Annotated in this window: 12 protein-coding genes; 8 read left to right on the top strand and 4 right to left on the bottom strand. The window is 53.8% G+C overall.

Translation table 11 applies throughout. From position 1 onward, the window contains the following. Window position 1: 1 nt before the first annotated feature. From pheT to selO, 8 genes are all read left to right on the top strand, one after another. A complete protein-coding gene (pheT, locus tag M4I31_RS13200; protein ID WP_085049460.1) occupies window positions 2-2389 on the top strand; it encodes a phenylalanine--tRNA ligase subunit beta in 2388 nt (795 codons plus the stop codon). 4 nt (window positions 2390-2393) lie between these two features. After that, complete coding sequence (gene ihfA, locus M4I31_RS13195) at window positions 2394-2693, top strand: integration host factor subunit alpha (RefSeq protein WP_003030571.1); 300 nt, start codon at window positions 2394-2396, stop codon at window positions 2691-2693. 155 nt (window positions 2694-2848) lie between these two features. Further along, on the top strand, window positions 2849-3829 hold the full coding sequence (gene btuC, locus M4I31_RS13190) for a vitamin B12 ABC transporter permease BtuC (RefSeq protein ID WP_042308812.1): 981 nt from the start codon (window positions 2849-2851) through the stop codon (window positions 3827-3829). Between the two features lie 60 nt (window positions 3830-3889). Next, on the top strand, window positions 3890-4441 hold the full coding sequence (locus tag M4I31_RS13185) for a glutathione peroxidase (protein WP_038640185.1): 552 nt from the start codon (window positions 3890-3892) through the stop codon (window positions 4439-4441). Next, window positions 4441-5190 (top strand): vitamin B12 ABC transporter ATP-binding protein BtuD, encoded by a 750-nt coding sequence (btuD, locus tag M4I31_RS13180; RefSeq protein WP_085049459.1) that lies wholly within the window; start codon window positions 4441-4443, stop codon window positions 5188-5190. The genes M4I31_RS13185 and btuD overlap by 1 nt, the downstream gene beginning before the upstream one ends. A gap of 77 nt (window positions 5191-5267) precedes the next feature. Further along, complete coding sequence (locus M4I31_RS13175) at window positions 5268-5732, top strand: NlpC/P60 family protein (protein WP_038640189.1); 465 nt, start codon at window positions 5268-5270, stop codon at window positions 5730-5732. Window positions 5733-6050: 318 nt separating this feature from the next. Continuing rightward, complete coding sequence (locus tag M4I31_RS13170; protein ID WP_085049458.1) at window positions 6051-6764, top strand: EAL domain-containing protein; 714 nt, start codon at window positions 6051-6053, stop codon at window positions 6762-6764. A 61-nt stretch (window positions 6765-6825) separates the two neighbouring features. After that, entirely contained in the window at window positions 6826-8268 is a 1443-nt protein-coding gene (selO, locus tag M4I31_RS13165; protein WP_085049457.1) for a protein adenylyltransferase SelO, read from the top strand. Here the strand turns inward: selO and M4I31_RS13160 are convergent. The 4 genes from M4I31_RS13160 to M4I31_RS13145 are packed head-to-tail and all read right to left on the bottom strand — an operon-like array spanning window position 8265 to window position 11878. Beyond that, window positions 8265-9044 (bottom strand): heme ABC transporter ATP-binding protein, encoded by a 780-nt coding sequence (locus tag M4I31_RS13160; RefSeq protein ID WP_069324262.1) that lies wholly within the window; start codon window positions 9042-9044, stop codon window positions 8265-8267. The genes selO and M4I31_RS13160 overlap by 4 nt on opposite strands. Then, window positions 9037-10029, bottom strand: a complete 993-nt coding sequence (locus M4I31_RS13155; RefSeq protein ID WP_085049456.1) for an iron ABC transporter permease — start codon at window positions 10027-10029, stop codon at window positions 9037-9039. The genes M4I31_RS13160 and M4I31_RS13155 overlap by 8 nt, the downstream gene beginning before the upstream one ends. Further along, complete coding sequence (locus M4I31_RS13150; protein ID WP_038640201.1) at window positions 10029-10850, bottom strand: hemin ABC transporter substrate-binding protein; 822 nt, start codon at window positions 10848-10850, stop codon at window positions 10029-10031. The genes M4I31_RS13155 and M4I31_RS13150 overlap by 1 nt, the downstream gene beginning before the upstream one ends. Then, window positions 10847-11878 carry a hemin-degrading factor gene (locus M4I31_RS13145; RefSeq protein ID WP_085049455.1) on the bottom strand — a complete coding sequence of 344 codons (1032 nt, stop codon included), beginning with the start codon at window positions 11876-11878 and terminating at the stop codon, window positions 10847-10849. The genes M4I31_RS13150 and M4I31_RS13145 overlap by 4 nt, the downstream gene beginning before the upstream one ends. Between the last annotated feature and the right edge of the window lie 24 nt (window positions 11879-11902).

Genomic DNA, 11902 nt, shown 5'->3' with positions numbered 1-11902 from the left:
AATGAAATTCAGTGAACTGTGGTTACGCGAATGGGTAAACCCGGCGATTGATAGCGATGCGCTGTCAAACCAAATCACGATGGCGGGTCTGGAAGTTGACGGTGTGGAACCTGTTTCGGGCGCGTTCAACGGCGTTGTGGTGGGTGAAGTGGTTGAGTGCGCTCAGCACCCGAACGCTGACAAACTGCGCGTCACCAAAGTGAATGTAGGCGGTGACCGCCTGTTGGATATCGTCTGTGGCGCGCCGAACTGCCGTCAGGGCCTGAAAGTGGCGGTGGCAACCGTGGGTGCTGTACTGCCAGGCGACTTTAAAATTAAAGCAGCGAAACTGCGCGGTGAACCGTCTGAAGGCATGCTGTGCTCGTTCTCCGAGCTGGGTATTTCCGACGACCATAGCGGCATTATCGAACTGCCCGCCGATGCGCCAATTGGCACCGATATCCGCGAATACCTGAAGCTTGACGACAACACTATCGAAATCAGCGTTACGCCGAACCGCGCCGACTGCCTGGGTATCATCGGCGTGGCACGTGATGTTGCCGTACTGAACCAGGCTCCGCTGGTTGAACCGGAAATGGCGCCAGTAGCCGCAACCATTAGCGATGTCCTGCCGATTCAGGTCGACGCGGTGGAAGCCTGCCCACGCTATCTGGGGCGCGTGGTGAAAGGCATCAACGTTAAAGCGCCAACCCCGCTGTGGATGAAAGAAAAACTGCGTCGCTGCGGCATCCGCTCTATCGATGCCGTGGTTGACGTAACGAACTATGTGCTGCTCGAACTGGGTCAGCCGATGCACGCGTTCGACAAAGACCGCATTGAAGGCGGGATTGTTGTCCGGATGGCAAAAGAGGGGGAAACCCTGGTTCTGCTGGACGGCAGCGAAGCTAAACTGCATGCGGATACGCTGGTGATTGCCGACCATAACAAAGCGCTGGCCATGGGCGGCATCTTTGGTGGCGAACATTCCGGCGTGAATGATGAAACGCAAAACGTCCTGCTGGAATGCGCGTTCTTCAGTCCGCTGTCTATTACCGGTCGCGCGCGTCGTCATGGCCTGCACACCGATGCCTCTCACCGCTATGAGCGTGGTGTCGATCCTGCGCTGCAGTACAAAGCGATGGAGCGTGCTACCCGTTTGCTGATTGATATCTGCGGCGGTGAAGCCGGTCCAATTATTGATGTAACCAACGAAGCGACGCTGCCAAAACGCGCGACCATTACGCTTCGCCGCAGCAAACTGGATCGTCTGATCGGACACCATATTGCTGATGACCAGGTGAGTGATATTCTGCGTCGTCTGGGTTGTGACGTCACGGAAGGTCAGGATGAGTGGAAAGCGGTAGCGCCGAGCTGGCGTTTCGATATGGAAATCGAAGAAGACCTGGTCGAAGAAGTTGCCCGCGTTTACGGTTATGACAATATCCCGAATACGCCAATTCAGGCAGGTCTGATCATGGGTACGCATCGTGAAGCGGATTTATCGCTGAAACGTGTAAAAACCATGCTGAATGACAAAGGCTACCAGGAAGTTATCACCTACAGCTTTGTCGACCCGAAAATTCAGGCATTGCTGCATCCGGGTGAAGAATCGCTGCTGCTGCCAAGCCCAATTTCTGTTGATATGTCGGCAATGCGCTTGTCGCTGTGGACCGGTTTGCTGTCAACGGTGGTGTATAACCAGAACCGTCAGCAGAACCGTGTGCGTATTTTTGAAACGGGTTTACGTTTCGTACCGGATACGCAGGCCAACCTCGGGATCCGTCAGGATCTGATGCTGGCAGGCGTGATCTGCGGTAATCGTCATGATGAACACTGGAATCTGGCAAAAGAGACCGTTGATTTCTATGATTTGAAAGGCGATCTGGAAGCGGTTCTCGACTTGACCGGCAAACTGACGGACATTCAGTTCAAAGCTGAAGCGAATCCAGCACTGCATCCGGGTCAGTCTGCGGCGATTTATCTGAAAGGTGAACGTATTGGTTTCATTGGGGTTGTTCATCCTGAGCTGGAACGTAAACTGGATCTGAACGGTCGCACTCTGGTGTTTGAACTGGAGTGGAACAAGCTCGCAGACCGCGTGGTGCCTCAGGCGCGTGAAGTTTCTCGCTTCCCAGCGAACCGTCGCGACATCGCAGTCGTTGTGGCAGAAAACGTTCCCGCTGCGGATATTTTATCCGAGTGTAAGAAAGTTGGCGTAAATCAGGTAGTTGGCGTAAACTTATTTGACGTGTACCGCGGTAAGGGTGTTGCGGAGGGCTATAAGAGCCTCGCTATCAGCCTGATCCTTCAGGATACCAGCCGTACACTTGAAGAAGAGGAGATTGCCGCTACCGTCGCCAAATGTGTAGAGGCATTAAAAGAGCGATTCCAGGCATCATTGAGGGATTGAACCTATGGCGCTTACAAAAGCTGAAATGTCAGAATATCTGTTTGATAAGCTTGGGCTTAGCAAGCGGGATGCCAAAGAACTGGTCGAGCTGTTTTTCGAAGAGATTCGTCGTGCTCTGGAAAATGGTGAGCAGGTAAAACTCTCTGGTTTTGGTAACTTCGATCTGCGTGATAAGAATCAACGTCCGGGACGTAACCCGAAAACGGGCGAAGATATTCCCATTACAGCACGGCGCGTGGTGACCTTCAGACCCGGACAGAAGTTAAAAAGTCGGGTTGAAAACGCAACGCCCAAAGAAGAGTGATTTAACGATTCGTTAAACCACTTGCGTTGCCATCAAAGCGGCAGCGTAAAGCATGACGTATATAACTAAAAAGGCCGCTCTGCGGCCTTTTTCCTTTTCACTACCGAAACAGCACCGTAGAATCACCCCCATCTTTTTTCAGCAGAATGGAAAACATGCTGACTTTCGCCCATCAACAGCAGCGACGAAACGTGCGCTGGATACTGTCACTGTCAGTGCTGATGTTACTGGCAACGATTTTAAGCCTGTGCGCAGGAGAACAGTGGATCGCTCCCGGCGACTGGTTCAGCGCCCGCGGCGATCTGTTCGTCTGGCAAATCCGCTTTCCTCGTACCCTCGCCGTTTTGCTGGTAGGCGCTGCGTTGGCTTTATCCGGTGCGGTAATGCAGGCCCTCTTTGAAAATCCACTCGCGGAACCGGGTCTACTGGGCGTGTCTAACGGCGCAGGTGTAGGACTCATTGCTGCTGTGCTGCTCGGGCAGGGGCAGCTTCCCGGCTGGGCGTTGGGCTTATGTGCCATCGCCGGGGCGCTGATTATTACTCTCATTCTGTTACGCTTTGCCCGTCGTCATTTGTCTACCAGTCGCTTGCTGCTGGCGGGAGTGGCGCTGGGCATTATCTGTAGCGCGTTGATGACGTGGGCCATCTATTTTTCCACCTCTTTTGACTTACGACAACTGATGTACTGGATGATGGGGGGCTTTGGCGGCGTCGACTGGCATCAGGCCTGGCTGATGGTGGCGTTGATCCCCGTACTGATATGGATCTGCTGTCAGTCTCAGCCGATGAATATGCTGGCGCTGGGGGAAACTTCTGCGCGCCAACTGGGGTTACCATTATGGTTCTGGCGCAATCTGCTGGTGGTCGCCACAGGATGGATGGTCGGCGTAAGCGTGGCTCTGGCGGGTGCGATTGGTTTTATTGGATTGGTTATCCCCCACATTTTGCGGTTGTGTGGTTTAACCGATCACCGTGTTCTCCTGCCTGGCTGCGCGTTGGCTGGCGCAATCGCATTATTGTTTGCTGATGTTGTCGCGCGTTTGGTGTTGGCTTCGGCTGAACTACCCATCGGCGTGGTGACGGCTACCATGGGAGCACCGGTATTTATCTGGCTATTGTTGAAAGCCGCGCGCTAGAAAGCGTTGGTTCGGTCTATGATTAAAAACTGAAAATCAACCTGTTGTTCTGGAGATGCTATGCAAGACACTATCCTCAATACAGAAGTGACGACCATTGACGGCGAGGCGACTACGCTGCAACCGTATTCCGGCAATGTACTGTTAATCGTCAACGTTGCTTCAAAATGTGGACTGACGCCGCAATACGAACAACTGGAGAACCTGCAGAAAGCCTGGCATCAACAGGGCTTCAATGTGCTTGGTTTTCCCTGCAATCAGTTTCTGGGCCAGGAACCGGGCAGCGAAGATGAAATCAAAACGTACTGCAGTATGACCTGGGGCGTTACCTTCCCGATGTTCAGCAAGATTGACGTCAACGGCGAGGGGCGTCATCCGCTGTATCAGAAGCTGATTGATGCCGCGCCAACGGCTGTGGCGCCAGCAGACAGTGGATTCTATGAACGTATGGCCAGTAAAGGCCGGGCGCCGCTCTACCCGGACGATATCCTGTGGAACTTTGAGAAGTTTTTAGTGGGACGGGATGGGCAAGTACTGCAACGATTCTCTCCGGATATGACGCCTGAGGATCCGATGCTGGTGCAAAGCATCAAGAAGGCGCTGGCAAACTAATGTCTCGATTGATGCAGCTACAGGATGTAGCGGAATCGACCCGGCTCGGTCCGCTTTCTGGTGAAATAAAAGCAGGGGAAATCCTGCATTTGGTGGGTCCTAACGGTGCGGGGAAAAGTACGCTGTTGGCGCGTATGGCGGGTTTGACGACCGGGGAGGGCAGCATCACCTTCGGCGACATGCCGCTTGAAGAGTGGCCGGCAGCAAAGCTGGCGCAATATCGTGCTTATCTTGCGCAACAGCAAACCCCGCCTTTTGCCATGCCGGTCTGGCATTTTCTGACGCTGCATCAACCCGACAAAGCGCGTGCCGATCTGTTACAGGAGGTCGCCGATGCGCTTGGTCTGGGGGATAAGCTGGGGCGTGGCGTCAATCAACTCTCCGGCGGTGAGTGGCAGCGTGTGCGCCTGGCGGCCGTTATTTTGCAAATTTGCCCGCAAGCTAATCCATTCGGTCAGCTTTTACTGTTGGATGAGCCGATGAACAGCCTGGACGTCGCGCAACAAAACGCCCTGGACAGGTTGTTGGGCCAGCTGTGTTTGCAGGGAATAGCGATTGTGATGAGCAGCCATGACCTCAATCATACCTTGCGCCATGCGCATAAGGCCTGGTTGCTCAAACGTGGGAAGCTGCTTGCCAGTGGCTCACGTGATACGGTCCTGACACCAGCTAATCTGTCTGCGGCTTACGGCGTGAACTTCCGTCGTTTGGATATCGAAGGCCACAGAATGCTCATATCAACCACTTAAGTTAAATGGGTTCTTGAAAATCCTGTAATTTCCACGCTAAATTGGCATAAAAATAAAATCCAGAGGATTCGTCCTGAATGCGCTTTTGGCTCCTTTTCATCACAGCATTGTTTTTGGCGGGCTGCAGCAGCCATCGTGCTCCTGCGCCAAATGCCCATTTGTCGGATTCTATCGCCGTTATCGCCGGTCTTAATGACCAGCTACAAACCTGGCATGGTACACCTTATCGTTATGGTGGTATGAGCCGTAGCGGGGTGGATTGCTCAGGGTTTGTTTTGATGACGATGCGGGATAAATTCGATCTACAGCTCCCGCGCGATACGCGCATGCAATCAAAGATTGGTACCGAAATCGATAAAGATGATTTGCTGCCAGGCGATCTGGTTTTCTTTAAAACCGGATCCGGAGAAAGTGGTCTGCATGTCGGCATTTACGACACCAATAATCAATTTATTCATGCCTCAACCAGCCGCGGAGTGATGCGCTCGTCACTGGATAATGTCTACTGGCGTAAAAACTTCTGGCAGGCTCGACGTATTTAATCCTCACAACTGACGAGGCTGCTAACGACTGTGCAGCCTCGTCATTTTCATTTGAATGCTAACTGTTATTACTGCTTCCAGCCGATCAATAACCCTGTGTGCTAAGAGTGTATCTTGCTAAAAATATGATTTATGCCGGGATATTAAAAAGTGCAAAGCTGGATATTCGCTTATAATCACGATAAGCTAAAAAAAAGGATTCGATTTACTGGCTATAAAGGGACAAATGAAAGAGCCTCTACTTGCATCAGCAGTAACGTATTTCTCCATCCTTTGCTACAGGATGCCGGATAACACCTATGCAGAGGGGCTGGTACGATGATTGTTTCACTGGATAATCTTTATCAATCGGAGTTGTCTTTTCTTCCTGCGAGAAGTGAAAAAGGCGATCTTGAATTCGTAGATATCATCACCAGTTTTGCCAGCCTGCAGGGGGATGTGCGTATACCAACCGAGCTGGTCTTACCTCGGATGTCGGACGATGAACAATGTCGTTTATTTACAGAGAAACTGGAATTAATCGAAACGTGCCAACATTTTTTTATTCAGCGAAAAGTCTCAGTCTGGATTAATTTAACCCCGGCAGTTGCTCATACTTTATTATCAGACGCTGAATATGCTTCACAAATTGAACGATTTTCATTTCTGGAACTGGCTATTAATGAAAGCTATCCAGAGTTAAACAAGGGTAAAGACAATCCAACGCTGACTGCACTTGCGGCAAGATTTCCATTAATTCTGCAAAATTATGGCGCTGGCGGCATATCAACGCGGGCAATTTTTGATGGCCTGTTCAAACGTGTGGTGTTGGATAAAAACTTTGTTCAACAAAGGATTGCACATATTTCATTTGAACCATTTATGCGCGCTATCCAGGCGCAAATATCACCCTGCTGTGAGTCAATCATCATTAGCGGTATTGATACGCAAGAAATGTTGGCACGAGTACTTCCCCTCGGTTTCAGCGCCATGCAGGGAGGACTGTGGCCTGCGGTACCGCCCTCGCAGATAATTTCGTTATCGAGGATATAACCCTTTTATTTGCTGGTGTTTAACAGGCTATTAACAGTCTACACTAGAGACAGGAGGCCCTATGACCCTGTCTTTTACCACCCGCTGGCGTGATGAATTACCAGCAACCTATACAGCACTCTCGCCTACGCCCCTGAAAAACGCGCATCTTATCTGGCATAACGATGCTCTGGCTGAGCAATTGGCTATTCCTGCGGCGCTGTTTACTACCCCAGAGGGTTCAGGCGTTTGGGGAGGCGAATCCTTGCTTCCCGGGATGTCGCCTTTAGCGCAAGTTTATAGCGGACATCAGTTCGGCGTTTGGGCCGGTCAGCTTGGTGACGGACGTGGGATCCTGCTGGGCGAACAACAGCTTGCTGATGGCTCGACGCTTGACTGGCACCTGAAGGGTGCCGGACTGACGCCTTATTCCCGCATGGGGGATGGGCGCGCCGTGCTGCGTTCAACCATTCGCGAAAGCCTGGCCAGCGAGGCGATGCACTATCTGGGAATACCCACCACGCGGGCATTGTCGATTGTCACCAGCGACACGCCGGTATATCGCGAAACGGTAGAGCATGGGGCGATGCTCATTCGCGTGGCGCAAAGCCATATGCGCTTTGGCCATTTTGAACACTTTTACTATCGTCGCGAGCCGGAGAAAGTCCGTCAACTTGCAGACTTCGCGATTCGTCATTACTGGCCGCATTGGCAGGAAGAAGCCGATAAATATCAGCTGTGGTTTAGCGATATTGTCATGCGTACCGCAAGCTTAATCGCCGACTGGCAGGCGGTAGGGTTTGCGCATGGCGTTATGAATACGGACAACATGTCTATTCTGGGGCTGACGATGGATTACGGTCCGTATGGTTTTCTTGATGACTACGTGCCGGATTTTATCTGTAACCACTCCGATCATCAGGGACGATACAGTTTCGATAATCAACCTGCAGCCGCGCTGTGGAACCTGCAACGTCTGGCACAAACCCTGTCGCCATTTATCCCGGTCGAGGCGCTCAATGATGCGCTGGACAATTACCAACTGGCACTGTTAACGCGTTACGGTCAACGGATGCGGCAAAAGCTCGGCTTCTTTAGCGAGCAGAAAAACGATAACGAGCTGCTGAGTGAACTGTTTAGCCTGATGGCGCGAGAAAGAAGCGACTATACGCGAACGTTTCGCATGCTAAGTCTGACGGAACAACACAGTGCGCTATCTCCGCTACGCGATGAGTTTGTGGATCGTGCGGCGTTTGACGACTGGTTCACACGGTATCGCTCGCGCCTGGAACAGGACAGCGTTGCTGACGATGTCAGACAAACGCAGATGAAGGCGGCAAACCCGGCGATGGTTTTACGCAACTGGCTGGCGCAACGGGCGATTAGTCAGGCGGAGCAGGGAGATTACGCCGAGCTACATCGGCTGCACCAGGCGTTGCGTACCCCGTTTGTCGATCGCGATGATGACTATGTCAGTCGGCCGCCTGACTGGGGCAAACGGCTGGAAGTGAGCTGTTCAAGCTAAGGCGCCAGAAACACCTGGGGGGACACGTTGGCCGGATGATGGCCAACGTGAACCTCAGCACCGTACCAGCGCATCAGATCATCGGCCCGTAACACGGTCTCCGGCGTCCCTTGCGACGCCAGCCTGCCATTATGCAGTAACACTATTCTGTCAGCCCATAAAGCAGCCAGATTCAAATCGTGAAGCACAATACACACATGCAGTTCTCCTGAAGCGACAAGCGTTTTCAGTAACCGCAGCAGATGTTGCTGGTGGTAAAGATCCAGCGCCGAGGTGGGTTCATCAAGAAATAACCAGCCGCGAGGCGCTCCGTCGCACCAGAGTTGCGCCAGGGCGCGGGCTAACTGCACGCGCTGTTGCTCGCCGCCGGAAAGCGTGGCGTATTGCCGACCTGCCAACGGCGCGCATCCGGTCATCTCCATCACCTGCGCGATAAGGCGAGGTTCCGAACGCTGGGTCCAGGGCGCACGGCCCATCGCGATAACGGCCTCTACCGGCCAGTCAAATCCCAGTTGCGTTTGCTGACGCATCACCGCCCGATGGCGCGACAGCGTCTGCGTATGCCACTCATCCAGCGCTTTGCCCGCCAGCATGCAGCGCCCGGCAACCGGTTTGAGAAAACCGGTCAACAGGCGCAGCAGGGTAGATTTCCCCGCACCGTTTGGGCCGATGAGCGCCACCAGTTCACCTTTTGCGAGGGCAAGCGATACATCAGCAATCACCGACCTGCCAGCCACGCGATAGTGAAGTCCTTCAGCAACGAAATGTTCAGCCATGCGATCCTCGCTGACGAAAAATAAGCCATAAAAACCACGGGGCGCCGAGCAGACTGGTTAACAGACCGACCGGCATTTCCGCTGGCGCAACTGAAGTGCGGGCCAGCGTGTCGGCAATCAGTAATAAAAACGCGCCCGCCAGCACGGAACCGGGGATAACGGCCCGATGGTCTGCGCCGAGCCACATACGCATTAAATGCGGGATAACCAGCCCGATAAAGCCAATTACGCCGCTTACTGCCACCGCTGCGGCTACCAGCAAGGCGCTGCAAAGCAGTAAAATACGCTGGATTGTACGCACATTCACGCCAAGATAATGCGCCTCTTCCTCGCCCAGTTGCAGCAGGTTCAGGGCCGAAGCCAGACGCCAGACGATCAGCACCGTCGGGATAGCCAGCGAGGTAACTGCCAGCAGCGTGGACCATTGTGCAGCGCCCAGACTTCCCATCCCCCACAGCGACAGCTGGCGCAGTTGCGCATCATTACTGACCCACGACAGAACGCCAACAGCCGCCCCGCAGAGCGCGTTGATCGCAATACCGACCAGCAGCAGCCGCGAGAGTGAACCGTCGCGCTGTTGGCTGAGGATAAAAATCACCACGGTTGCCGCCAGTGCACCGACAAATGCAGCCAACATTGGCGCATACAGCATCAGTAGCGCGGGCAAAGAGACAGGCAGTACCACCCACAGGGCGACGGCGCAGGCTGCACCGCTGCTAATTCCGAGTAATCCCGGGTCGGCAAGTGGGTTGCGAAACAGTCCCTGCATCACACAACCGGATAGCGCCAGAGAACCGCCAATCACCAGCGCCAGCAGAACACGGGGCAGGCGAATTGTGAGCCAGATTTGACGCAGAGTTTCATTGTCATCACGCCAGAGCAGACTTACCGGCAGGCGCAACGCGCCAAAACCGGTAGCCAAAATTGTCATTACGACCAGCATTAGCGCCATGACCCACAAAGAACAAGTGATTCGTCGGGACATCAGGGCAATTGCTCTGCTTTCGCGCGTAGCTGCAAAATGGCCTGCGGCGTGCGGATACTGAAGCCAAGCAGAGCCATATCATCAACCTGCAATACCTGTTTATTCCGTCCCGCAGGTGTTTGCGCCAGCCCCGGCAGCGCCCACAGGCTCGCCTCGCCACCCATTGCCTTAACACCTTCCCGTGAAATCACCACCAGGTCCGGCTGGCTGGCAATCACACCTTCTTGTGAAAGAGGTTGATAACGGTTAACCCCCTGCATCGCGTTGCGCAAACCGGCGGCGCGAATAGCGGCATCGGCTCCGGTTTGCTGGCCTGCGGCCATGGCGGTCATCCCACCATGATTAAGAATAAACAGGACGCGTTTGTTAAGTTCAGATGACGGGAGCGCCGCCAGCTCCTGACGTAAGGTTGCACGCAACGTTTCGCCGTCGGCCTCCCGGTGAGTCGCCTCGGCAATGACGCGAATTTTTCCATCAATCGCGTTAAGGTCGTTGTTTGCCGGGATCGTAACAACCCTGACGTTGCTCTGCTCGACCTGTTTTAGCGCCAGAGAAGGCTGCGCCTGCGCACTGGCAAGGACCAGCGTCGGACGGGTGGCAAGGATCCCTTCGGCGTTAAGCTGGCGTAAATAGCCGACGTCAGCCAGGGCGTTTGCGGCTTCAGGCCACTGGCTGGTACTGTCTCGCGCCACAAGCGTTGACTGGGCCCCCAGCGCGTACACAATTTCGGTGACGTCGCCCCCCAGAGTAACGACTCTTTCCTCGGGGACCGCCAGCGCAGTAACGGGCAGCAGCGCAATCAGGAGCAGCAATTTGTTCATGCGGCCAGCCCTTTCGGCGTCAGTGCGTCAATTTGCGCGCGCCATTGCGTTTGCTCCGGTTCGCCTTCCGTACGTTGACCATACAGTTGGGCAATCTGTGTGCCATCGGCCGCAAACAGTTCCAGACTGGTAACGTGTCCATCGGCGGTTGGTTTGCGCGTTACCCACGTTTCAGCCACGCTTTCTTCCAGCAGATGTAATGTAAATGCTGGATTGAATATATTCAGCCAGCCTTTCATCGGTACCAGTTTTTCTATCACGCCGGTAAAAATTTGTACGCAGCCGCGATTACCCACAAACACCATAATTTCATTGCCATCCTGACGCGCGGTATTGAGTAACTGCGCCAGTGCGCCATTGGTTACTTTACAGGCCAGGTCATCGCCTACCAGATTAAACGCCTGTTGGCGAGTGAGATCGTGGCGTTTCAGCAGACCGAAGAACTGGTGGACATCGGTCATGGCTCGCCACTCTTGATCCACGGTCTGTGCATCAACGGTGACGGTAGCAGGAGCAGGGTTTTTAGCGGATTGCAGCGCCAGTGGCGGGTTTTCAGTGAAGATGAAACGGCTCAGTAACGCTGCCCATTCTTCAACGAGGGTATTTTGTGTGGCATAGACCTTCAGTAATGCATCACCCTGATGGTCGAAAAACTGAATGCTCTGACGCTCGCCGTGAGCGGTTGTTTCTCTGATATGAAAGGCGTTTGCCCATTGATTCAGGAACAGACGCAGATCGAGGGCGCGTGGATTGAGTACCAGCCCGGCATGCCCGCTCAGGTGCTGGTTGGTAAAGGCGCCGACCTGCTCATGCACCGCATATTCGTTGCGGCAAATACATTTGGTTTCGCCTACGGCTTCCAGCGCGCCGAGGATTTCGCGGACTTCGCCACGTAAACGCCAGGCGTCATGACCGACGCGCGCGAAGGTCAGTTCTGCCTCGCTGATGTGCATCATAGCCGCGATGTCACGTGCGTATTTGCCAGGGTTTTCTTTTTTCAGTTCCAGCCAGCGTGTGTAGTGATTCATTGTCTCTTCCTTCCAGATTGCTGC

It is taken from the genome of Citrobacter sp. XT1-2-2, from assembly GCF_023516235.1.
GTDB lineage: Bacteria > Pseudomonadota > Gammaproteobacteria > Enterobacterales > Enterobacteriaceae > Citrobacter > Citrobacter werkmanii.
This window is presented reverse-complemented; position numbering and strand designations above follow the sequence as displayed.